Origin of the sequence: Streptomyces sp. NPDC092296 (assembly GCF_044755465.1) — a bacterium.
Taxonomy (GTDB): domain Bacteria; phylum Actinomycetota; class Actinomycetes; order Streptomycetales; family Streptomycetaceae; genus Peterkaempfera.
In genome coordinates, this window is sequence record NZ_JBIVRB010000006.1 from 165,535 (window position 1) to 185,457 (window position 19,923).

Below are 19,923 nucleotides of genomic sequence, written 5' to 3' on the forward strand. Positions count from 1 at the left end.
CGACCATGGCCCGAAGCGAATGGAGAACCCCGTGAGTGACGCCGACGACGAGATCTGCGGCGAGTCCTACGACCACGACGAGGTCATCGACTACGAGGGGCCCGACGGGCGCCAGTGGTCCTGCCGCCGATGCGGCGCCGAAGGCTGGGAAGAGCCCGAAGGAGATCAGCAGTGAGCGGCGGGTTCTGGCGTCAGGTGCGGGCTGGGGTTGTGCACTCTGGCCCCGCCTACAGCCCCGCCGAAGCTGCGCTACTGGCCCGCGCCGAGACCGCCGAGCGGAAGCTCGCCCGCATCGAGCAGATGGCCGGCGCGTGGGAGCGGCACTACCCCAGGGCGATGCAGACCGCCGCCGTGGTCGCCGCCATCCGCGCCACCATTCACCCCGAACCGTAGGAGCAGCAGTGACCGCCGACCTGACGCCCGACGACGACCCGGTCCGTATCGAGCCGATGCCCGGCCGCCCCGACGAGGTGATGCTCCACCTGCCCGAGCGCGCACCTCCAGCAGCTCGCTGATGCGGCCCGGAAGATCCTCGCCGCGACCCTCTGCCCGACGTGCGACGGCGACGGGCAGGCGTGGTCCGTCGAGTACGAGGCGCGCCTCGACACCGGCGACTACGAGGTGGGCGGTGGTGAGCCGGACGACCACGGATGGTTCGGCGACACGGTCACCGCGACCGCGATGGAGCAGCGCGAGGTGACCATCACGAAGTGGCTGCCCGCCACCCCGACCGCCTGAGCCCGGTCTGCTTGTGGCGTTCACGGCCCTGCCGTGAGCGCCACTGGACGACCGGACCCGACCCGAGGAGCCATCATGGGCTACAACACCAGCGTCGACGGCGAGATCAGCATCACGCCGCCGCTCGCCTGGAGCGAGTTCAAGGACAGTCCGTTCGCGAAGACCCGGACCGACAGCAAGCACGAGGTCCGGCTGCGGATCATCGAGGAGACCGTCGACACCGACGAGGGCCAGCTGACCAGGCGAACCGCTGACGCCCTGCTGCCGATCAGCGGCGATGCGTTCAAGGCGTACCACCTGGTGGAGCACGTGCAGCAGGCCATCGACGCGTTCCCGGGCCACGAGTTCGCGGGCCGGTTCGAGTGTGAGGGCGAGAACGCCGGGGACCTGTGGCGGGTCGTGATCCGCGTCGGCGTCGCCGTGAAGGTCGAGCCGCGCATCGTCTGGCCCGACGACGACGCCCAGTCCTGACCCCGCTGCCCGGCCGTGCTGCGGCCGGGCCTCACCGAAGGAGCAGCAGTGACGGCCCCCACCGCCACCCACATCGTCAACCACGTATTCGAGACGCCCGACCATCCTGAGATGCGGTTCGGGTACGACCGCTTCTGGCTCGACACCGTCTCCCTCACCTACACCCGCCACGGCCAGGACAGCGCCCGCGTCAACGCCTTCCTGAGAGGCCGATCGACCGACGGCCGCGACCGGGGGAACTACGTCAGCCTCGACTGGGAGCGCCGCACCGAATGGCCCGACCGGGTCAGCGCAGCCATCATCGCCCACCTCCCTGCGGGTTGGCAGCTGGACGATCTGGACGTGTACTGCGGCGCCGAGGACTGCGACGAGTGCGACGCATCCGACCCGTGCTGCGCGGTTGTCTGCGGCTGCTGCTCCCGGTCGAATGACTGCTCGCTGTCCGACGGCGGCGACGACGCCCGGTACTGGTGCAGCGAGCACCGCCTGTCTGGTGACCGAGGATGACCACCCGGAAGCCCGGCACTCGAACCGGTGAGTAACAACGGAGGAACGATGAACGAGACGACCACCGTGGCATGCGAGCACCTAGTGCACGACCTGACGATGGAGCAGCAGCAGGCACTCTGGCTCGCCATGGCCAGAACGGAGCAGTCCACCGTGGACGGGCGGGAGATGCACGTCCTGCGGGGCGGCGCCGGGGTGACGAAAGCGGTCGTGCAGCAGCTCACCGCCCGGGGCTTGGCGTACTGGGTCGAGCCGACGGGCCGGGAGTGGGTCGCTCAACTGCGGCTGGAAGGAGAGATGTACGGGTGGCACCTGCGGGAGGAGCACACGGTCGTCGGTGCGGACGGACAGCCCGCCCTGGAGGTGACCCAGTGAGGGCCCTGACCATCAGGCAGCCCTGGGCGGACGCCATCGCCCACGGCCCGAAGCGCGTCGAGAACCGCACCCGCCGCACCGGCTACCGTGGCCCGCTGCTCATCCACGCCGGACTCGCGTACGTCCCCGACGCCATCCACCCCGCCGACACCGCCGACTGGCCCGACACCCGGGGTGCCGTCATCGCCGTCGCCAACCTCCTCGACTGCCACGAGGAGCGGCGGCGCAGGTGCTGCGGACGGTGGGCCATGCCCGGCATGTGGCACTGGCGGCTCAGCGGCGTCCACGCCCTGCCCCGGCCCGTGCCGGCCAAGGGCCAGCTCGGGCTGTGGACGCCCCCGAAGGACGTGCTCGACGCCGTCGGAGCGCAGTACCCGGAGATGGAGGTGGCAGGGTGATCCCGCAGCGCGTCCAGCGGCGCCGAACCGTCGGGTGGCGAGCCCCCGAAGGGGCGCGGTACGTCGGCCGGGGCACGCGGTTCGGCAACCCCTGGGTCGTCACCCAGACCCGAGACGCATGGGCCGTGAACTGGACAGGGCCACGAGGAGAACGCCAGCAGGCCCGACCGGCGTTCTACGGATTCACCGACCGGCGGACCGCGCACGAGAAAGCCGTCGCGTACTACCGCCAGTGGCTGCACGCCCGGCCGGACATGGTCGCCCGAGTGCGCGCCGAGCTGGCCGGGCGGGACCTGATGTGCTGGTGCCCCGACGGGCTGCCGTGCCATGCCGATGTCCTGCTCGCCGTCGCCCGAGGAGAGAACCCGTGACCACCACTGCGCCCGAGCCTGCCTTCACCTGCCCCGCCTGCTCCGAGACCTACCAGCCCCTCTGGCGCGACCCCGGCGGGACCAAGCTGTGCCGCGCCTGCGCGGCCGGGCGCGCAGGCCGCTGCCAGTACGACGACCACCCGGGGCACCTGTCCGACCATCCGTGCAGCTACGGCACCGAGAGCCCGGGAGGGCCGTGCCGGTACTGCGGCGACCCGGTGCCCGCAGACGGGCCGTGCGCCCGCTGCTGGCAGCCGATGAGCGACCTGTCGACCGCCGGCATGCGAGCCCTTTTCGCAGCCGACGGGATGTTCACGCTCGGGCCGCCACGGCCCACGCCGCCCTCAGGGCAGGAGGCCGACCAGTGACTGATCAGACCGCCGCCCTGGCGGAGCGCATCGCCGCCGCGCTGCGTGGCGCCCGTCGAGGAGATCGCCCGCCTCGCCGCAGACGCGGCAGCCGGGGCGGTCCGGCAGGCCGCCACCTGCGACCGCTGCCGAGACCGAGCCCAGGTCGCGCCTCCCGAGGAGCCTCGGCCGTGACCGCCACCCCTGGGGAGGGCATCATGGGCGACCTGCGCGACCTCGTCCGGGCCACCCTCGCCGCATCCGGCATCAGCCAGGCGTCGGCCGCCAGCCGGCTCGGGCTCAGCCAGAAGCACCTGAGCCAGATGCTGACCGGCCGAGCCGTGCTGACGCTGCCGTGGGCGGAGCGACTCCTCGACCTGTGCGGGTGGCGCCTGATGGTCAGCGTCGCTCCAGCCAGCCCAACCGGGCCGGCCACCGTCAAGGCCGTCGCCGGGCCGCCCGCGCCTAGCAGATGCCCAGTGCTTCAGCCAAACGTCGGGCTCGGCCGCTACGGTGGGGTGTAGGAAACATGAGACGTTACCCGACACCCGCGAGATGCGGAGACACCGATGAGCGCCCAGCCGCACGAGCCGGCCCCCGCCGACCCCCGCCGCCCGGAGCCCACCATCCGCTCCGTCCGCGCAGCACTCCCGCCCGACATCCGCGCCGTCTTCCAGGCCGCGATCGAGCAGGCGGCCCTCCACGAGATCCCCCGGGCCCTAGCCGCCTGGGACCTGAGGGCCCGAGCCCTGGCCGACCCCCGGATCACCGCCGCCGCCCGGCGCATCGAGGACGAGCGGGCAGGTCGTACCGCGCGGCCCCGGACTCTGACAGATGGCGAAATCCGGGCCGTCTGGCCCGCGTTGCGGCCCTAGGCTGAGCGCGTGCCCTACGTGATCGATCTGACGGACGACGGTGTCGCCGATGACCTCGTGCGGCTCCAGGAGTGGGCTCTGGACTCGCTGCTGGAGGCGCTGACGGATGCCGCGCAGGACCCGCATCGGCTGGATGTGCTGCTGGATATGTGGCCGTCGTCGCGTGTGCTGGACTTCGCCGACGGGCGGGGTGTGTGCCTGGTGGAGATAGTGGAGGACGACAAGCGGATCGCGCTGCGGCAGGTCATAGCGCCGCAGTAGGCCCGTCCCCTCCGCCGTTCGGGTGGCTGCGCCCCCGGAGGCGCCACGGTGCCCCCACCCTGAGCGGGTGGGGGCACCGGCGTTCTCATTGCGTCGCATCCCTGCCGCCAGTCCTAATAGGCGTCGGTGCCACCCCTCGGAGGGCGCCCGCGCTTGGGGCGGTGGATGTGCGCTGCCACCACCTGGTCGGCCGGGAACAGGGACTCCCCGCCGCGCCCCGGGGACCGGCCCTCCGCGATCAGGCCGCAGCGGTGCATCCACCGTCGGGCGCTGCTCGCCGCGCTCTTCGGCTCCCCTCCGTATCCCAGGTACTCCGCGATCCGGCTGACCGTCCACAGGTCCCTGGGCCGGGTCGCGTAGGCGTCCAGTGACGCCGGGAGCCACTGCGGCAGGCCGCACACATACCGGTCCGGGGCCGGGAAGTGGCCGGTGCCCCTCAGTCTGTCCCACAGGGTGGGGTCCACCGGGCACCCTCGGGCTCGGAGGTACCTGAGGACCGTTTCGGGCGTCAGGTACCGGTCAGCTGCCCCTGCCCGCCAGGACGGGACCCGCCCGGCGCCGACGGCGCTGATGGGGTACCGGTCCAGCGGCAGGCCGTGGGCTACCTGCTCCAGCCACTGGGTCACGCCGATCTCCGACGCAGCCGACAGGGAATTGACGGTGCGGGTTTCCCGGGCGGGCTGGGATGCCTCCTCCTCGGTGAAATACGCCTCCCAGCGGGGTTGGATCTCGCGGACGGTCCGGGTCGACTCCAGCACGATCGACATGGGGGACGCGAGGTAGGGGGTGGTGCGCGCGTCGGCCAGGGCCTCAGCCAGCGCGCGGGCGCGGGGGGTGAGGGTGTCCAGGTCGACCTCGTCGGGGCCGGCCAGGACCAGGTCGCGGCGCATTGCTCCGCTGTCGCCGCGCGGTGAAGTTTTGTAGGCGTCGTGGCGGACGTGCAGGGTGACGAAGGTGGCCATCAGTAGTTCTCCTCCAGGGAGTCGATGTAGGTGGACGCCTCGTCTACGGTCATGGCCTCGATGCCCGCCCGGCCGGTGGGGCCGGTCATGAACCCGGCCCCGTCTCCGTTGCGGGCACGGTGGGCCAGCAGCTGCAGGATGTGGGCGACCTGGCGGGGGGTGGCGGGGCGGCGGCCGGGGTTCTTCTCGTCCTCGGTGCGCACGTCGATGCCGTGGCGTCGGGCCCAGGTGCGGCTGTCTCGGATCATCCTGACGATCTGCTCGTCGGTCAGCCGCTCGGCAGCCGCCCGCTTGGCCTCGGGGTCGTGCCCGAGGCAGGCTGCGAGGTGGGCGAGTTCGTCCAGGACCTCGTTGCGGGTGAGGCGGTCCTCCAGCAGGATCGTGACGCGGTTGGTGTCCCCGTTGCTGAAGCGGCGTCCGGAGGCGAGGCTGCGGGCGCCGACGGCCTTCGCGATGGCGCTCGGGCGGACGCCGGCGGCGACGGCTGCAGTGAGGAGGGCGATCTCCGGGTGGTCGTCGTCCCAGGGCAGCGGGGTTTGGGTCATGGCGGCGTCTCCTGGGGCATGGCGGTGTCGGAGGTTTTCCCTGACACCCATAAATATGCCACACGGTGCGGCGAATTAATAGCTGCGTGCCGACTCTTCACTCGAAAGGGTGAACCCCGACGGGTGGTCCTCGGTCCCCGCCCTGGCGCCCTGACGTGGGCCTGCGAGGTGCCGTGGCAGCAGGACGCCCCGCCCCGGGCGGCCTGGGACACCGGCGCACTCACGAGGAGCCGCGCTGCTCGTACTCGGCCCTCGCCTCCCGCAGCCGCCGGGCGAAGTCGCGGTCGATCTGTCGTCGGCTCTTCACCGTGTTGTACGGCACCCCTGCGGCCTCTGCTGCTGCGGCGAACGTCGCCCCCCGGCGCACCGCGTCGGCCACCGCCTGCCGCTTGGCCTCCGTAAAGGGCCGATTCGTCGGCGCCGGGCGGCCGGCGCGCTGCTCGGGGAGGGTGACAGGCTGGTCGTCCGGGACGTGGTAGACGGCCCGGTGGATCGCCTCGTCGGTGGCGGCGAGGCGGTAGGCGAGCTGCCAGGTGATGCCCGACTGGGCGGCGGCTTCCATGACGGGGGCACCCTTGCGGAGGGTGGTGAGGAGGGTGCGGCGCTGGGCAGTGGTGACCTTGTCCGCCTGGGTGGTGCGGTACCTGGCGGTGTCGATGCGGTGAGCTTCGCGGCATGGCGGCAGTCGGCAGCCGGCGCGATATCCGATGGGGGTGCCGCACTCGTGGTCGTCTACAGGCATCCGAAAGGCCTCCTCTCGTCTCCCCGCTTGTGCGGGGTTGGTTCTGAGCGAGGAGCGTAGCGACTGCGCCCGGCATGGCCAGTGCTGGCCGCCCGCCACCGGTAGGCGCAGACGCGCGAGACCTGCTGCTACCTCGATTGGCGCGACGCATGCGACAGCTCGGCCGTCACTCTGGAGGGGTATGTGCGGCAGGTGCTGGACGCCGGTTGCCTCTACAGTGGTTCCGCTGCTGCTGTCAGCAGCCCCGTTCCCCGCCTCTGCGGGGGTGGCCCATGGTGGACTAGCCCGATCGCATCCCGGTGCACCTGCTCCCCGCCCGTGCGGGGATGATCCATTGGGCGATTTTTGCCAGCAACTGACGTGCTCCCCACGCCTGCGGGGATGATCCAACGCTTGGTGGCGAGATCCCAGGCGCGACCGAGCCCCCACCGGGAACCGCAGCCAGATGCTCCCCGCGCTCGCGGGGGTGACCCGCCCGCCGCAAGAGCAGGACGCCCCCGCTCCGGAAACCCGGGCAGGGCTCCGTCTACTCGGAGTCGGGCTGCCGGTCGCCCTTGCGGGGGCGTGGCGTGGGTTCGTGCAGTCCCAGCGCGACGGCCCGTCTGTAGGAGGCGCCGGTGCAGACGCCCAGACGCCTGTCGATCTCCGTGAACGGCCACCCCTCGCGGATGAGCTCGGCCAGCCGGCCTTCATCCAGGGGAACCGTCCGGGGGCGGCCGCGCAGTACCCGCGCCTGGTCCCACTCCTCCCGGAATTCCGGGTCGCTCTGGCGCAGGGACAGGAACGCGAAGTGGGCTCGGCCGGCCTGGCGGGCGGCCTTCCTTGTCGGCACACCCCGGCGCAGCGCGTCGAGGAAGGCGCTCCGCTCCTCGTCCGTCAGCGGGACGCCGGGCACCTCATGCGGGACGGCGGGCGTACGGCGGGCGTAGTCCCGCACGGCGTCCTCGATGGCACGCCATCCCTCAGCCACGTAGCGCCATTCCGACACGGCCCTCGCTGTCAGGTCGGCGGCGAGGAGTGCTTCCTCCGGGTCGCCGCCGTGGGTCATCAACGCGGCGAGGTAGGCGCCCTGGCGGGCCGAGCGGGACGGCAGCACCTGGTCCAGCACGGCGTCGGCGGCGCCGAACGGGGCGCGGAGACGCTCCTCCAGGCGGGCCAGCTTGGGGACCTGAGCCCGCCAGGCGGCCGCCTCGGCGCTTCCCTCGCCGCCGTCCGCCAGCGCGCACAGGTGCCCCACGACGCGGGCGAGGAAGTCCGCCTCCTCCATGCGCGTGATCCAGGTGTTCACCGTGCTGCGGGGGAGGTCCAGTTCGCGGGCCATCCGGGCGAGCGGTGTGCCGCTGCGGGCTCGCAGGTAGTCCTCGATGGCGGGAAACCCGGCGGCCTGGGCGTGCTGGTCTGCGCGGCGGCGGGCCGCGTCCCGCCTGCCCTGGCCGCCGCGCCGGTGTGTCTCGCGCACCATAGCGTACTCGGCGGTCTCCCTGGTCCCCTCGACGGAGCGGGCCGGGTCGATGGCCTGGCGTCCGGCTGCCATGTGGGAGCGGATGTCGGGGCGGGAGGCGTAGCGGGCGACACCCTGGGCGCGGGCGCGGTCGTTGAGGTGGGCGGCGCGGAGGCTGAGCCTCCGGGGCAGGCGGTGCTTCTGGCGGTACTGGTCGGACGTCATGCCGTGGACGCGTGCCAGGTGGGGGGCGAGGAGCTTGTACCAGCCGTCGCCGTCGCACTCCAGGCACTGGAGGCGGCCGTCTTCCTCGGGCTGGACGCCGGGGGCGGGGGTCTGCGGCATCAGGCGGCGGCCTCAGTCTTCGCGCGGGCGGTCCGGACCTTGCGGACGAGCCTGTTGACGGCGGCCTGGTCCAGGTTCAGCAGGCGGCCGGCCTCCGACTGGTTGCCGGCGTAGGCGGCGACGGCGGCGACGGCACGCGCACGGTCCAGGGCGAGTTCGTTGGCGGCTGCGGCGGCGGCCTCCCACTTCTTGGTGGCGTCCTGGGCCTTGAGGACGCGGCTGGGGAGGATGCCGTCGGCGGTGATGATGTCGGCCATCTCCTGGGCCGCGTCGGAGTCGAGGTTGCCGTCCTCGTCGAGGGCGTCGGGGAACCAGTCGCCGTCGGTGATAGTGGTGCGGGCAAGGAGGATCTGGACCTCGTCGCCGTCCTCGGTGGTCGCGTAGTCGTACGCGACGGGCTCGGCGCTCTCGTAGCTGCTGCTGGTGATGTCGGCGGTGTCGAGGTGGGTGTACTCGCCGTCGGCGGTGAGGACGAGGAGGTCGGCGCGGGTGGCGTAGAAGTCGAGGATGTCGGTGCCGGTGAGGGGTCGCATGTCGGTTCTCCCGTTCGGTGGGGCGGTTCCTCCGCCCCGGTGCAACAACTATGACACCCCCATCATATGAAAGTCAATGCCGGGGGTGTCATAGCGAGAACCGGAAGGCCAGTGCCGCAGCGTGGAGGCTGCGGCCGGCGCGGGGTCAGGCGCGGCGGTCAGCGACGGCCACGGCGGCGGTGACGACGCCCAGGACGGCCCAGGCGGCCCAGAGCCACGCGGTGGCGCCGTGGGCGCCGTAGGTCGCGGTGGTGACCGCGAGCGCGGCCAGACTGGCCGTGGTGCAGGTGATCAGGGCTTTGGTGGCGGCGGTCATGTCTCCTCCTGCTGGCTGCGGCGGTAACTGCGGCGCGAAGCCAGGTGGCGGGCGACCGTGCCGCCGAGCCACAACTTCACGCCGTCGCGGGCGCCGTCCGGGTCGGGCCAGCGGCCCCGGCTGATGTCGGCGTGGACCGTGTCGGCGGCCACGCCGGCCGCCGCGGCGATCTCCGGGACGCTGTACAGCCGGTCCGGGTCGAGCGGCACAGCAGCGCGCGCATGGTGGGCTCCGACGAACTCGGCGACCAGGCGGGGGTCGAACTCCTGGGAGCGTCCCCGCTTGGCCGCCGGCGCGGGCCAGTCGGGGTGCCGCCCCCAGCGGGCGTTCTCCGCGACGTACCGGGACGACTTGCCGTAGTGGGCGGCGATCTCCGCGAACGTGACTCCCGGACGGCCCTGAGGCGCGCTCGGCGGGTCGGTGGCTACCATCGGGGGTGGTTCTCCTCACAGGGGATCTGCTGGCCGACGGGGCGTGCTCCCCGCCCTCCCGGGGGCGGCGGGTCTTCGGGCCCCGCCCCGTCGGCCGCTACTGGCTTGGTGCGGCGGTCAGCGCCCGGTGGCGAACGCGGCGCGCACAGTCTCCAGGGCCTCCTGGAGGGTCGCGGCGGTGCGGTCGTGGGCGGTGAAGCCCTGGTGGGGCTGGCCGTCGACGGTCAGGCCCCAGCCGGCCGCGTCGCTGCCGTCGATGCTGGCGGTGTGCCCGGCGGCGGCGAGGGTGATCGCGAGGGCGCCGCTGTCGAACGCGCGGATGTCGGTGCTCTGGAGGGTGTCGCCGAAGACGTTGCGGATGGTCTCCTGGGCGTTCTGCTCGGGGGTCACGGGGGTCTCCTGTACGTGCAGGGCGATGGTGCGGCCGTCGGGGTCGGTGAGGATGTGGCGGCCGGGGGCGAGCGGGGGCAGGGTGGCGTCCTGCGTGGTGGTGTAGCCGAGGCGGAGGCTGCCGGTGGCGGGGCGGCGGCTTGTGGCGGGGTAGATCTCGAAGACGGTGCCGCTGTGCAGGGTGGCGGCGTAGTGCTCCGGCCCGGCGCCGTGCCTCTCCTTGGCGAAGTCCATGCCGAGGCTGGTGTAGAAGGCGCGGCAGGCGTCGAGATGGTCGGTGTAGAGGACGATCAGGTCGGTGCGGATCATGGGTCTCCTGTCGGGTGGCCGTGGGGGACGGGGGTGCCCGCCCCGGCTGGGCGCCGGGGCGGGCTGCGGTCTAGGCGCCGGGGCGCTGGTAGACCGTTTCGCCGGTGTGCCGGTCGGTGATCCTCAGGCTCCCGTCGGGTTCCGCGTAGATCGTGTTGCCTCGGGTGAGGGCGACCAGCGTGCCGTCTTCCTCGCGGTGGATGAAGTCCGCGCGGGGCGGGTACATCCGGCCGTCGGGCTTGAGCCCGGGGTTGGGGTTCCGGGGGACTCCGCTGTGCTCGTCTTCGACGCTGTCGAGCGTGTCGGCGAGCTGGCGGAGGGCTTCGTCCGGGCCCGTTGCCGGGGGCAGCGCGGTCAGGCGCTGGTAGACGATGGCGAGTCGTTCCTGGTGGGTGAGTCGTCCGTCGTTCACGGCTACCTCTGTTGAGTTGGGAATCTGCTTGCCGGTCGGGGTGCTCCCCCCTTCCGACATCACTTACTTTACACGACTCAACCCATACTTTGCAAGTATCCTGGGGGGTGACTCCACATGCGCCCCAACCCACCCCAGGCGACGCTGGCAGCGTGACCGAACCACCCATCCCGCCAGCCATCCCACCGTCCTGGCCCGACGCCGTCCAGCCACCCGGCACCCAACACTGGGAGCAGACCGCCACCACCTGGCTCTGGACCCACACCCCCACCCACCTCCGCCAGCACCGCATCCTGACCGACCGGCCGCTGCTCCTCGCCCGCATCACCCGCCAGACAGCCGACGGCCAACTCGCCGCCATGCGCGCCGGCTACCGCACCGCCCACCCCGACTTCGCGGACACCCTGCCCGCCGGGGACATCGACGCGCTGCTCGGCGTGTACACCGTCGAAGGGCATCGGCTGCGCGACCTGGCCACGCAGGCGGGACTCGTCGAAGACGCACTCCGGGGCGTGCGGTGGCGGCCCGGAACCGGCGGGCCAGGCAGACGCCGGGGTGGCATGGGGTAGCGGGCGACATGGAAGCGGCCCCGCCTACGGCGGGGCCGTGCTCCGCCCCCTCGAAGGGGCGAGAGGGGCGGGGTAGCGCCGTTGACATACGCACACCCTGTGCGTATGTTGTTGGTGTCAGCACAACACCGACACCAGGGGGAACCATCCGATGGCCGTCTTCTACCGCCTCCACTGGTCCGACTGCCCGCCGCTCACCCCCGACAACGCCTGGTCGGCCCCCTGGAGAGCAGGGGACACCCGCCGCAGCCCCGACGGGTCCGGGGCCTGGTGCCTGTCCTGCGACGGCACCGGCAAGGACTGGCGCCCCTGCCCGCGCTGCGACGAAGACCCCGACCACACACCCACCTGCGAGCACTGCGACGGCCAGGGCGCCATCGACGAGTGCGCCACCTGCGACGGCACCGGCTGGGAGCCCTGCGTCCACGGCTACTCCTGCACGGAAAACCCCGAGGACCTGCTCGCCTACTTCGCCGAGCGGCACATGACCAGCATGCTGACCGGCGAGCCGGTCGTCGTCTTCGAGGGCCAGCAGGTCGACACCGGCTGCGACGGCGAGCCCACCGCCATCCCCACGCGAGTCATCGAGACCCTCACCTGGTCCGAATTCACCGCCCGCCACGCCGCCTAGGAGACCCGCGATGCCCAACACCACCGACTTCGTCACCGCCCGCGAGTGCGCCGACCGCTGGGGCGTCGGCGCGGCGCAGGCCCGGCGCATCCTCGCCCCCGTCACGCCCACCGGCAGGGACATCACCACCGGAGCCCTGCTTTACATCCGCCGGGCGGCTGACGACGCGCGATCCGCCATGCCGGGTCGGGGCCACCGCACCGACCTGCGCTGACCCCGGAATCCCTCGCGCCCCGCTCACCCCTCCGAGCGGGGCGTGGCCGCACCGGCCGGCCGAGCGCGTTCCTTGCGCACCCATCCCGCCACTGTCACGTCGCTGACCCCGTACCGGCGGCCCACCGCCGCGTACGACTCCCCCCGATCCAGCACCTCGCGCACCGCCTTGAGGCGTTGCGCCATCGGCACCCGGCTCCGCTCCCGCAGCCACACCCCGACCGACGGCCACCCGGCCGCAGCGGCCACCGCCTGGACACCCGGGTCCGCGACGACCCAGGCCCGCACCGCCGCCTCGCCCACCCCGACCTGCGACGCCACCACGGGAGTCCTCTCCCCCGCCAGCACCCGGGCGACCGCGTCCGCCCGCACCGCCGCGTCCGCCCGCCGGAGCCCCACCGCCTCCTGCCGCAGCGCTGTCGCCCGGCTGCGGGAGACCCCCAGCCGCCTCGCGATCTGCACGCCCGTCAAGCCGGCGTTGGCCTCCAGCCAGGACGCCAGGTCCGGATACCCGTCCTCCCGGGCGACCGCCTCCTGACGCTCCCGCTCGCCCGCCGCCCGCACCCGGTTCACCCGGGAGATGCGCTCGGACGTCCGGCGGCGCTCCTGCGCCCGGCCGCGCCGCTCGGGCGCGCGCTCCCGGGCCACCCGAGTCCCGGCACCGGACCGCAGCGCCAGAGCGCGTCCCCCGGCGAGGGCCGCTCGGGTGTCCGGCCGGGACGCGTACTGGGCGCCGGCGGACTCTCTGAGGCGGCCGCTCAGCCAGGCGGACTGGAGCGGGGTGGTGGTGCTCAGCCCATGGTCGGAGCGGTACCGGTCAGCGTCCGTGCCGTGGCCGGTCAGGTGCGGCCCGGACAGCCGGGCGAACCGGCGACCGCACTCGTGGCACAGGACGCTGGTGCCGTCGTCGTCCAGGATGCCGTGTCGGCCGTGGCCGTCAGGGTCGCCGTAGTCCATGGCGTTGCCTCCGGGATGCGTCCGATTCCCGGCGTCGGCACGGGAGCGGGTTCCCCTCGGAGGGGCGATGAGGCAACCAGCTGACCAGGTGAATACGGCCTGGCCGTAGTTGCTACCCCTCGGAGGGGCAATGCGCGCATCATGCCAGACCGGCTGGGCGGCGGTCGAGTCCTGGCGAGCCCCCGACCCGGGAGTCCGAGGTTTCCTGACGGGCACGGCTGCGCCCCGCCGCCCAGTGCCGGGCGAACGGGGCGCAGAAGGGAGTCAGCTACCGGACGCCTGCCTCTCCCCGGCGCAGCCCTCGCAGTCGTCGGGGGTGCCGCCCTCGCAGCAGTGCCGGTCGAGCGGAGTGCCAGTGTCGGCGTGCAGCCGGTACGCGTCCAGCGCGTAGTCCAGGGCCTGCCATTCCACCGTCGGGGCGCCGTACTCGTCGCGCCGCGCCCTCAGCCACGCCTCGAACGCATCGCCGCGGCGGGGGTGCGGGTCGGTGGTACGGAGCTCCGTCTCGATGCGCTCGTCGGCCCAGTGGTCGGGCCGGACGGGCTCCCAGTCGCCGTACGTCACCCGGCGGCGGACCTGCACACCCCGCTCGTACTGGCCCGGGATCATGACGCCGACACCTCCTGACGCGGAAAACCAGGTGCTGACCTCCCACCCCGGCGGCGGGACCGGGGGCAGGTCGCTGCGCCGGACAGGCTCGGGTTCAACAGTGGTCACGGTCGTCCTCCTCGGTCGGCGGGGGCTCAGCGGTCATCGGGAGCGCCCCTTCCTGCGGGCCGCGCGCTTGGCGGCCCGGCGGTCGGCCCGGTTGGCCCGGATGTCGTCGAAGTCGTCGGGTACGACCCGCTCGACGCGGGTCAGTTCGCGGCCCCAGGTGGCCCCGGGCGCCGGCGCGTGCTCGCCACGGCGGGACGGCGACAGGCCCGTCACCTCGGGCCGCTCTCGGCGTCGGCGGCCCCGTGCAGGGCGATCGGCGCCCAGACGTCGACCACCGTCCGGGCACGCTCCACCAGCCACGCCCTGACGGCAGGCTCGTCCGCCTCGGCAACCGGCATCTGCACCGAGGAGCAGATCCCCTTCCGCTGGAGGACGAAATACAGCCGCAGCACCTCCGGCCCTTCCCAGCCGTGGTAACCGGGCTTGTCCCAGTCCCAGCGGTAGAGGAAGTTCAGGTTGGGGTCGCCGCTGTGGAAGATGCTGACGGTGAAGTCCTGCCAGCTGCTGTAGACGGCATGCCGGTCGCGGACCTGGTAGTCGCCTTCGCTGGCGTAGTACGGGTGGTCGATCTCCCAGAGACGGGTCACAAATTTCCCCTTGGGTGGGGCCGTCCACGGCGGGCGTGGACGGCCGGGCGGGTCAGATAGAAGGACTGCGGCGGCGCTGCGCCACCGTGGCGACGGCCATGTCGAACACCGTGCCGATCGCCTCCGCCAGCCGGGTGCACCCCCGGTCGGTGTCGTCGGCCAGGAGCGCCCAGTAGAGGGCATCGCGGGTCCCGGTGTCGCCGTTGGCGTGGGCGGCGAGGAACCGGGCGGCGAAACGAAGGTGCTCGGGCAGCGGGCCGACACTGCCGAGCCGGCCGTTCTGCACGATGGCCGGTCCGAGGAACGTGCCGGGGGCGGCCTTGTGGCCACCAGTGGCGGTCTCCGCGAGAGCCGCGAGCATGGCGTATGTGGACACGGGGCCCCGGGCGATGATCGGCCTCAGCTCAGCGAGCGCGGCCGGGCGGTTGCCGGTGACGCCGTGCGCGAGGGCGTTCATCATCCGGTTGGTGTCGTCTTCGAAGTGCGGTGGAGTGGCGCTCACTGGGCACTCTCCTTGAATGAGGTCCATGACGGGCAGCCGGTGCGCGGCCCGGCGGTGATGTCCTGTCCGGCGAGGCAGTCTTCCGGCCAGCCCGGGGGCGCCTCGGCGGCGGCGAGCAGGGTCTCGGCGGGCGTGGGTGGGGGTGTGGTGTCGGGCACGGTGGCTCCTCGGGGGTGCGGGGCCCGGCCGCCCGTGGTGGGCGGCCGGGCCCCGGGTTTGGCGGGGGGGTTATTCTGCGGCGGGCGGGGTGGCCATGGTGTGGAGGAGTCGGACGGCGCTGGTCTGGAGGGCGGAGACGGTGGGGGTGAGAACGTCCCGGGCGGCTTCCCGAGCAGCATCCCGGGCGGCTTCCCGAGCAGCATCCCCGGCGGCGGCCCAGGCGGCGGCCCAGGCGGCGTCCCCGGCGGCGGCCCAGGTGGCGGCCCAGGTGGCGGCCCGAGCAGCGGCCCAGGTGGCGGACGCCGCCCTACTTGCCTCCCGGACCGCCGGTCCGGTGGTCCGGGCGGAGTCCAGGTCTGCGACCGGGGCCAGAGCCCGCAGTCCGGCGGCGTGCTCGGTGAGCCCCGCGAGCTCCAGCCACGCCGGGGTGTACGTCCGCACCAGCCAGTCCAGCGCCAGGTACCCCCGGACCACGTCCCGGCCGTCCCCGGCCGTCCCGGGCATCAGCGGGACCAGCGGGACCAGCTGCTGCCGGGCCGTCCCCGGCAGCGCGTCGTTGAGGCGCCGCCCGTAGCTGGCCAGCACGGGGCTGACGCACGCCGGGTGGTCGCTGTGGTCCTCCCCGGCCCACCAGGCGGCGGCCTCCAGCAGGCACAGGCCGTCAGCGCGGGTGGCGTGGCTGCCAGCGGTCAGAGTGAGAGTGGACAGGTCGATCATCGGTGTCCTCCGAGGGTGAAGGCGGGATGGGGAGAGGTGGCGAGGCCCGGCCGGGAGGCGGCTGGTGACGCCGTGCGAGGGCACCATCCGCCCGCACAGCGCGGGCGGACGATGCCGAAGCACCGGGTCAGGCGTCCAGGGTGCCGTTGAGGAGGTCCGTGATCTCGCGGCGGGCGGTGTCGGACATGTCGCCGTGCCGGGCCACGGAGCGCAGTGCGGAGAGGGCCCCGCGCGCGCTGGCGGCGGCGGCCTCCAGTTCGGCGACGCGCTCCCGCAGGCGGTCGTAGTCGGTGAGCAGCTCGGCCATCTCCGGGGTTGCCATCATCTTCTCCGCGATGGAGAGAGATCGGTCGCGGTCCCTCTGTCCGTAAGTGAGGAACAGGTGCCTGGCGATGCCATCGCGGATGGCGGCGTGCTGGTCATCGGCATCGTCCTGCCACTCCGGGGCGGGGTTGTCCGTGGCGGGCAGGGTGCGCAGGTTGTCCGGGCGGACCGCGCCCCGGCGGATCTTCGACGCGAAAGTACGGGCGACCCCGGCGGCGATCCTGTAGTCGCCGCCGGACCTGTGGTCGTACTCGCAGGCCTTCTTGAGCAGCCACGCGATGATCTGGGTGTCGCGCTCGGCATGGGCGTCGGGCATCAGGACTCCTCGGCGGTGGCAGGGAAGTGGAAGATGTCGGCGGTGTCCGGCACGGGCATCCGGTAGTGCTCGTCCGGGCGCACCTCCCACACGGAGACCGTGAGCGAGCCCCTATAGGAGTGGAAGATGCGGGTCCGGTGGGCCAGGTCGGCGGCGAGAGTGGGCATGTCGTCCACGGGCTCGGCGAGGGTTCCGTAGGACGCGCGCCAGGTCTCGCCGGGGAACCCGGGGCGGGGGTACTCGACCGCGTAGGCGAGTTCGATAGGTGTGGTGCTCATGGGGGGTGCTCCTCGGGTGGTGAGTGGTCAGTCGTCGTAGTGGGGCCAGGTGTGGCCGCGCATGTCGTCGCAGTCGCCGCCGGCGTGCGGCGGACGGCGGCACTCGACCTCGCCCATCACGGGATGGACGTCGAGCCCGTCGCACCACGGGCCGCCACCGACGAGCCGGTAGTACTCGTCCTCCCGCGCGTCCTCGGCGGCGCGGGCCTCCGCCTCGGCTTCCTCGCGGGCCTTGCGTGCCGCCCAGCCCCTGCGGGACGCCTCAGAGCGGACACGGCGGGCCTCCGGGGTTGCGCGGCGCTCCTTGCGGATGCGCTCCTGCTGGACACGCTGGGCCTCGGCGGCGGCAGTGAGATGGTCGAAAAGTGCGTGCATCTGCGCCCACGGGTCGCGGGGGTCCAGGTGGGGAACCCCGGCCACCCGGGGAGCGGGTGGGCTGGTCTTCTGGCGTGCCCGGTCGAGCATCCGGCGGGCGACGGCGCGTTCGGCCTCGCCAGTGCGCGGGTGGTCGATGAGCGCGCGGAGCTTCTGAATCGTCGTCCGGTCGTCGTCGGCCACGGCAGGTGCTCTCCTCGGATGGTGGGTGGGGCCGGGCGCGGCACGCCCGGCCAACAGCAGGGGTCAGCGCAGGGACTCCAGCGGCATGTCCGGCAAGTCGTCGTCCAGCACCCGGCGGATCGCCATCGGGTCGCCGTCGAGGACCCGGGCGATCTGTGCCGTGAAGGTCGCGAAGCTCTCCCGGTACTCCTCCGTCTCGCTGGTCGGGGCGGCGGCCTGGGTCAGCCACTGGCGGATGGCGGGCTCGCGCTTGTCCCACCAGGGCGCGGAGGTGTACGCCGCGCGGAAGCCGGTGCTGGCGGCGTGCAGACCCCGGAAGTACTCGCCCCGGCCAGCGGGGTCGAGGGGCACGGTCCGGGCGAAGACGGTGAGCGCGGCGCGGGCGGCGGCCCGGACGACGAGGCGCAGTTCCTCGGAGGTCGGCCAGCAGGGGCCAAGGCCGTCGTCGTAGTCCAGGGCCGGCGCGTCGGCCGGCGGCAGGGCGGTCCAGCCGCTCGCCCAGTCGTCGGCGGTCAGGGCGCAGCTGCGCCACGGGGAGGTGCTGCCGCGCCGGTAGAACCCGAACGCCCGGTCGTCGCCCTTCGACGGGTGGACGGCGACGGCGACGCACCGGAACTCGGGCCGGATCTCGGGGGCCTTGTACGGGTCGGCGATCAGATAGGTGGTGCCGGGGGCGAAGAAGTCGGTCATGTCGGTCTCCTGTGCTCGATGGTGCGGGGCGGGGGTGTCGGCCGCCGACGGGCAGCGGCCGGCGGGCGGGTCAGCGGGCGGCCAGGACGGCAGTCGCCAGCCGCGCCACCTCGTAGTCGGTAGCGGCCTCGGGCTTGAATGCGGGGTCGCCGACCCGGGCCAGGTAGGCGCGCTCGTTGAGCACCTCGACCAGGGCGAGGGCGACATCCGTGGTCATCAGCCGGGCGAGCGCGCTGGGGTCACGGTCGAATACGGCGGCGTGCAGGACGTCGGCGGCGGCGTTCAGGGAGGCAGCGGGCGTGGTCATGGCGGGCTCCGGAAGGGTCATGGTGCGCGAGCGGGAAGTGGGTGGGGCCGGGCGGGTCAGGCGGCGGCGTCGGTGAAGCAGCCGCAGCCGCCTTCGTCGAACAGGTCGAGCCGGTCAGGGTGCTGCGCGATGCGCTCGCGGAGTGCGGCTAGCGTCAGCGGCGTGGTGGTCCCACCAGTGCGGTCGCGGAGAATCGACACGTCCTTGCCGAGCAGCTGGCGCATCTTCTCCTCGGCGGCCTCAGCGCGGGCGTACCGCTCGGGGAAGACCTCCAGCACACGGACCCACTGCGCCATGCCGCCCTTCACGCAGGTACCGCCGCAGTTGTTATGGGCGAAGCCGAGCCGGTACAGGCGGGGTGTCGGCAGGCCGGCAGAGCGGGCCTCGGCGAGGAGCTGAACCTTGTCGCGGTAGGGCGGCTCGGTGAGCGGGGCCTGCACCGACCAGGGCGCCCAGCCCTTCACGATCGCGGGTAGGCGGTGCGTCTCGGTCCAGTCGATGCCGACGTACACGGTGGTGCTGGCCGGGTGCGTGTGGACCTGCAACCAGGCCCGGCAGGGCTCCTGCTTGAGGACGTGTGAGCACTGGGCAATGCGGGTGTTGCCGAGCCAGCGCTTGTCTTCGAACACCTGCCAGGGGTCGCGCTCCTGCGGGTCGGCGACGCGGGTCAGCGGCACACCGAGCAGCCGGGCGGCCTGCTCGTTGAACGTGTAGAGGTCTTCGTCCTCGGCGTTGGTGTCGGCGAACAGCAGGGTGGTGGCATCCGGGCCGTGCTCGGCGACGACGTGACGCGCGGTGGCCCAGCTGGTGATTCCGCCGGACCACATCACGACGTGCTGGTGGCTGGTGGGCACAGGGACTCCTGGGTGGTCGTGGGTTCGCCGGGGGGCGGCGGGGACGGTCACGCGGCGAGCGCCAAGCGGGCGCTGGCCGCCTTGAACTCCGGCTTGCGCGGCCGGTACGCGGCGGCGGCGAGGGCTACCTGCGCGGGGGTGAAGCGGTGGGTGGTCCTCATCCGGCGGCCGGCGTGCACGCGGTGGGCGGTGCCGGTCAGGCCGAGCTTGGCGGTGTTGCGGCGCAGCGAGGACGCGACGGTGCGGGCCTCGGCGGGGGTGAGGCCGGCGGCGATGGCGTGGGTGGTGAGGGAGGCGGTGCCGCGGCGCTGGATGCGGGCGGCGGCGCGGGCCTGGGTGGCGCGGGCCTTGATGGTGGCGCGGGCGGTGCGGGTGCGGGCGTTCATGGTGGTCCCCCTGCAAGTGCAACTTTGTTGGCGGTTTCACTATGGCATGGGCGCCTCCTTGATCGCAACAAAGTTGGCGAGACTGCGCATGCGGATACCGCCTAGTCAGTTGGCGGTTGATCGTGAGAAGATGCAGCCCATGACGCCGAAGCCACCCGCAAAGGAACTCGCAGCCTGGCTGCGGAAACTCGACAAGGCCAGCGCTGCCCACGCCAAGACGCGCATCGAGCTGGACGAACTCGTTGCCGACGCCAGATCCGCAGGCGTGCCGCTCATGACGATCGAGAAGCACACGCCATACAGCCGCGAGTGGGCCCGCAAGATCGCTGACCGTATCGACAAGGAGCGCGCCGCCACCCCGAAGCACCCCGCCGAGTAGCCCGCCCCGC

Annotated in this window: 38 protein-coding genes; 15 read left to right on the plus strand and 23 right to left on the minus strand. The window is 72.9% G+C overall.

Annotation, left to right across the window (positions count from 1 at the left end):
- Nucleotides 1-31: 31 nt before the first annotated feature.
- From ACIQGZ_RS17250 to ACIQGZ_RS17300, 11 genes are all read left to right on the plus strand, one after another.
- Nucleotides 32-175: a hypothetical protein gene (locus tag ACIQGZ_RS17250; protein WP_402602644.1), complete on the plus strand. Its 144-nt coding sequence runs from the start codon at nt 32-34 to the stop codon at nt 173-175.
- Nucleotides 176-210: 35 nt separating this feature from the next.
- On the plus strand, nt 211-393 hold the full coding sequence (locus ACIQGZ_RS17255) for a hypothetical protein (protein WP_402602645.1): 183 nt from the start codon (nt 211-213) through the stop codon (nt 391-393).
- A gap of 420 nt (nt 394-813) precedes the next feature.
- Nucleotides 814-1,209: a DUF6205 family protein gene (locus ACIQGZ_RS17260; RefSeq protein ID WP_402602647.1), complete on the plus strand. Its 396-nt coding sequence runs from the start codon at nt 814-816 to the stop codon at nt 1,207-1,209.
- A gap of 48 nt (nt 1,210-1,257) precedes the next feature.
- Nucleotides 1,258-1,716: a hypothetical protein gene (locus ACIQGZ_RS17265; protein WP_402602648.1), complete on the plus strand. Its 459-nt coding sequence runs from the start codon at nt 1,258-1,260 to the stop codon at nt 1,714-1,716.
- Between the two features lie 48 nt (nt 1,717-1,764).
- On the plus strand, nt 1,765-2,091 hold the full coding sequence (locus ACIQGZ_RS17270; RefSeq protein WP_402602649.1) for a hypothetical protein: 327 nt from the start codon (nt 1,765-1,767) through the stop codon (nt 2,089-2,091).
- Nucleotides 2,088-2,489 carry a hypothetical protein gene (locus ACIQGZ_RS17275; protein ID WP_402602650.1) on the plus strand — a complete coding sequence of 134 codons (402 nt, stop codon included), beginning with the start codon at nt 2,088-2,090 and terminating at the stop codon, nt 2,487-2,489. The genes ACIQGZ_RS17270 and ACIQGZ_RS17275 overlap by 4 nt, the downstream gene beginning before the upstream one ends.
- Nucleotides 2,486-2,860, plus strand: coding sequence for a DUF4326 domain-containing protein (locus ACIQGZ_RS17280; RefSeq protein WP_402602652.1), 375 nt, complete (start codon nt 2,486-2,488; stop codon nt 2,858-2,860). The genes ACIQGZ_RS17275 and ACIQGZ_RS17280 overlap by 4 nt, the downstream gene beginning before the upstream one ends.
- On the plus strand, nt 2,857-3,228 hold the full coding sequence (locus ACIQGZ_RS17285; protein ID WP_402602654.1) for a hypothetical protein: 372 nt from the start codon (nt 2,857-2,859) through the stop codon (nt 3,226-3,228). The genes ACIQGZ_RS17280 and ACIQGZ_RS17285 overlap by 4 nt, the downstream gene beginning before the upstream one ends.
- A gap of 170 nt (nt 3,229-3,398) precedes the next feature.
- Nucleotides 3,399-3,731: a helix-turn-helix domain-containing protein gene (locus tag ACIQGZ_RS17290; RefSeq protein WP_402602655.1), complete on the plus strand. Its 333-nt coding sequence runs from the start codon at nt 3,399-3,401 to the stop codon at nt 3,729-3,731.
- A gap of 45 nt (nt 3,732-3,776) precedes the next feature.
- Entirely contained in the window at nt 3,777-4,082 is a 306-nt protein-coding gene (locus ACIQGZ_RS17295; protein ID WP_402602657.1) for a hypothetical protein, read from the plus strand.
- Nucleotides 4,083-4,091: 9 nt separating this feature from the next.
- Nucleotides 4,092-4,343: a hypothetical protein gene (locus ACIQGZ_RS17300; RefSeq protein WP_402602659.1), complete on the plus strand. Its 252-nt coding sequence runs from the start codon at nt 4,092-4,094 to the stop codon at nt 4,341-4,343.
- 113 nt (nt 4,344-4,456) lie between these two features.
- Here ACIQGZ_RS17300 and ACIQGZ_RS17305 read toward each other — a convergent pair whose 3' ends face one another.
- The 9 genes from ACIQGZ_RS17305 to ACIQGZ_RS17345 form a co-directional block, all read right to left on the minus strand.
- Nucleotides 4,457-5,305: a hypothetical protein gene (locus ACIQGZ_RS17305; RefSeq protein ID WP_402602661.1), complete on the minus strand. Its 849-nt coding sequence runs from the start codon at nt 5,303-5,305 to the stop codon at nt 4,457-4,459.
- Nucleotides 5,305-5,850 (minus strand): hypothetical protein, encoded by a 546-nt coding sequence (locus ACIQGZ_RS17310; protein ID WP_402602662.1) that lies wholly within the window; start codon nt 5,848-5,850, stop codon nt 5,305-5,307. The genes ACIQGZ_RS17305 and ACIQGZ_RS17310 overlap by 1 nt, the downstream gene beginning before the upstream one ends.
- Before the next feature lie 220 nt (nt 5,851-6,070).
- The gene (locus ACIQGZ_RS17315) at nt 6,071-6,592 is read right to left on the minus strand and encodes a hypothetical protein (protein ID WP_402602663.1); all 522 of its coding nucleotides are present in this window, start codon (nt 6,590-6,592) and stop codon (nt 6,071-6,073) included.
- Nucleotides 6,593-7,118: 526 nt separating this feature from the next.
- Nucleotides 7,119-8,378, minus strand: coding sequence for a MucR family transcriptional regulator (locus ACIQGZ_RS17320; RefSeq protein ID WP_402602665.1), 1,260 nt, complete (start codon nt 8,376-8,378; stop codon nt 7,119-7,121).
- A complete protein-coding gene (locus ACIQGZ_RS17325; protein ID WP_402602667.1) occupies nt 8,378-8,911 on the minus strand; it encodes a hypothetical protein in 534 nt (177 codons plus the stop codon). Before ACIQGZ_RS17325 ends, ACIQGZ_RS17320 begins: the two co-directional genes overlap by 1 nt.
- 145 nt (nt 8,912-9,056) lie before the next feature.
- Nucleotides 9,057-9,227: a hypothetical protein gene (locus ACIQGZ_RS17330; RefSeq protein WP_402602669.1), complete on the minus strand. Its 171-nt coding sequence runs from the start codon at nt 9,225-9,227 to the stop codon at nt 9,057-9,059.
- On the minus strand, nt 9,224-9,658 hold the full coding sequence (locus tag ACIQGZ_RS17335; RefSeq protein WP_402602670.1) for a hypothetical protein: 435 nt from the start codon (nt 9,656-9,658) through the stop codon (nt 9,224-9,226). The genes ACIQGZ_RS17330 and ACIQGZ_RS17335 overlap by 4 nt, the downstream gene beginning before the upstream one ends.
- 117 nt (nt 9,659-9,775) lie before the next feature.
- Nucleotides 9,776-10,357 (minus strand): glyoxalase/bleomycin resistance/dioxygenase family protein, encoded by a 582-nt coding sequence (locus tag ACIQGZ_RS17340; RefSeq protein ID WP_402602672.1) that lies wholly within the window; start codon nt 10,355-10,357, stop codon nt 9,776-9,778.
- Between the two features lie 70 nt (nt 10,358-10,427).
- Nucleotides 10,428-10,769 carry a hypothetical protein gene (locus ACIQGZ_RS17345; RefSeq protein ID WP_402602673.1) on the minus strand — a complete coding sequence of 114 codons (342 nt, stop codon included), beginning with the start codon at nt 10,767-10,769 and terminating at the stop codon, nt 10,428-10,430.
- A 152-nt stretch (nt 10,770-10,921) separates the two neighbouring features.
- Between ACIQGZ_RS17345 and ACIQGZ_RS17350 the strand changes: the two genes are divergently transcribed.
- The 3 genes from ACIQGZ_RS17350 (at nt 10,922) to ACIQGZ_RS17360 (ending at nt 12,183) form a co-directional block, all read left to right on the plus strand.
- The gene (locus tag ACIQGZ_RS17350) at nt 10,922-11,338 is read left to right on the plus strand and encodes a hypothetical protein (protein ID WP_402602674.1); all 417 of its coding nucleotides are present in this window, start codon (nt 10,922-10,924) and stop codon (nt 11,336-11,338) included.
- A 151-nt stretch (nt 11,339-11,489) separates the two neighbouring features.
- Nucleotides 11,490-11,969, plus strand: coding sequence for a hypothetical protein (locus ACIQGZ_RS17355; RefSeq protein ID WP_402602676.1), 480 nt, complete (start codon nt 11,490-11,492; stop codon nt 11,967-11,969).
- 10 nt (nt 11,970-11,979) lie between these two features.
- The gene (locus tag ACIQGZ_RS17360; protein WP_402602678.1) at nt 11,980-12,183 is read left to right on the plus strand and encodes a hypothetical protein; all 204 of its coding nucleotides are present in this window, start codon (nt 11,980-11,982) and stop codon (nt 12,181-12,183) included.
- Nucleotides 12,184-12,206: 23 nt separating this feature from the next.
- Here the strand turns inward: ACIQGZ_RS17360 and ACIQGZ_RS17365 are convergent, their stop codons facing one another.
- The 14 genes from ACIQGZ_RS17365 to ACIQGZ_RS17430 all read right to left on the minus strand — a co-directional run bounded on the left by ACIQGZ_RS17365 (nt 12,207) and on the right by ACIQGZ_RS17430 (nt 19,534).
- Nucleotides 12,207-13,139: a helix-turn-helix domain-containing protein gene (locus ACIQGZ_RS17365; RefSeq protein ID WP_402602680.1), complete on the minus strand. Its 933-nt coding sequence runs from the start codon at nt 13,137-13,139 to the stop codon at nt 12,207-12,209.
- 264 nt (nt 13,140-13,403) lie between these two features.
- Nucleotides 13,404-13,748 (minus strand): hypothetical protein, encoded by a 345-nt coding sequence (locus ACIQGZ_RS17370; protein WP_402602681.1) that lies wholly within the window; start codon nt 13,746-13,748, stop codon nt 13,404-13,406.
- Between the two features lie 141 nt (nt 13,749-13,889).
- A complete protein-coding gene (locus ACIQGZ_RS17375; protein ID WP_402602683.1) occupies nt 13,890-14,069 on the minus strand; it encodes a hypothetical protein in 180 nt (59 codons plus the stop codon).
- Nucleotides 14,066-14,443, minus strand: coding sequence for a hypothetical protein (locus tag ACIQGZ_RS17380; protein ID WP_402602685.1), 378 nt, complete (start codon nt 14,441-14,443; stop codon nt 14,066-14,068). Before ACIQGZ_RS17380 ends, ACIQGZ_RS17375 begins: the two co-directional genes overlap by 4 nt.
- A 52-nt stretch (nt 14,444-14,495) precedes the next feature.
- Nucleotides 14,496-14,945 (minus strand): hypothetical protein, encoded by a 450-nt coding sequence (locus ACIQGZ_RS17385; protein WP_402602687.1) that lies wholly within the window; start codon nt 14,943-14,945, stop codon nt 14,496-14,498.
- Nucleotides 14,942-15,103, minus strand: a complete 162-nt coding sequence (locus tag ACIQGZ_RS17390; RefSeq protein WP_402602689.1) for a hypothetical protein — start codon at nt 15,101-15,103, stop codon at nt 14,942-14,944. Before ACIQGZ_RS17390 ends, ACIQGZ_RS17385 begins: the two co-directional genes overlap by 4 nt.
- Before the next feature lie 70 nt (nt 15,104-15,173).
- Nucleotides 15,174-15,821 carry a hypothetical protein gene (locus ACIQGZ_RS17395; protein ID WP_402602691.1) on the minus strand — a complete coding sequence of 216 codons (648 nt, stop codon included), beginning with the start codon at nt 15,819-15,821 and terminating at the stop codon, nt 15,174-15,176.
- A gap of 127 nt (nt 15,822-15,948) precedes the next feature.
- Nucleotides 15,949-16,461 (minus strand): hypothetical protein, encoded by a 513-nt coding sequence (locus tag ACIQGZ_RS17400; RefSeq protein WP_402602692.1) that lies wholly within the window; start codon nt 16,459-16,461, stop codon nt 15,949-15,951.
- On the minus strand, nt 16,461-16,739 hold the full coding sequence (locus tag ACIQGZ_RS17405; protein ID WP_402602693.1) for a hypothetical protein: 279 nt from the start codon (nt 16,737-16,739) through the stop codon (nt 16,461-16,463). The genes ACIQGZ_RS17400 and ACIQGZ_RS17405 overlap by 1 nt, the downstream gene beginning before the upstream one ends.
- A 27-nt stretch (nt 16,740-16,766) precedes the next feature.
- A complete protein-coding gene (locus tag ACIQGZ_RS17410) occupies nt 16,767-17,297 on the minus strand; it encodes a hypothetical protein (RefSeq protein ID WP_402602695.1) in 531 nt (176 codons plus the stop codon).
- A gap of 63 nt (nt 17,298-17,360) precedes the next feature.
- A complete protein-coding gene (locus tag ACIQGZ_RS17415; RefSeq protein WP_402602696.1) occupies nt 17,361-17,987 on the minus strand; it encodes a hypothetical protein in 627 nt (208 codons plus the stop codon).
- A gap of 70 nt (nt 17,988-18,057) precedes the next feature.
- Nucleotides 18,058-18,294, minus strand: a complete 237-nt coding sequence (locus tag ACIQGZ_RS17420) for a hypothetical protein (RefSeq protein ID WP_402602697.1) — start codon at nt 18,292-18,294, stop codon at nt 18,058-18,060.
- Nucleotides 18,295-18,350: 56 nt separating this feature from the next.
- Nucleotides 18,351-19,148, minus strand: a complete 798-nt coding sequence (locus ACIQGZ_RS17425) for a phosphoadenosine phosphosulfate reductase family protein (RefSeq protein WP_402602699.1) — start codon at nt 19,146-19,148, stop codon at nt 18,351-18,353.
- A gap of 47 nt (nt 19,149-19,195) precedes the next feature.
- Nucleotides 19,196-19,534 (minus strand): hypothetical protein, encoded by a 339-nt coding sequence (locus tag ACIQGZ_RS17430; RefSeq protein ID WP_402602701.1) that lies wholly within the window; start codon nt 19,532-19,534, stop codon nt 19,196-19,198.
- A gap of 139 nt (nt 19,535-19,673) precedes the next feature.
- On the opposite strand from ACIQGZ_RS17430, the gene ACIQGZ_RS17435 reads away from it, so the two are divergent.
- Complete coding sequence (locus ACIQGZ_RS17435; protein WP_402602702.1) at nt 19,674-19,913, plus strand: hypothetical protein; 240 nt, start codon at nt 19,674-19,676, stop codon at nt 19,911-19,913.
- Nucleotides 19,914-19,923 lie beyond the last annotated feature (10 nt).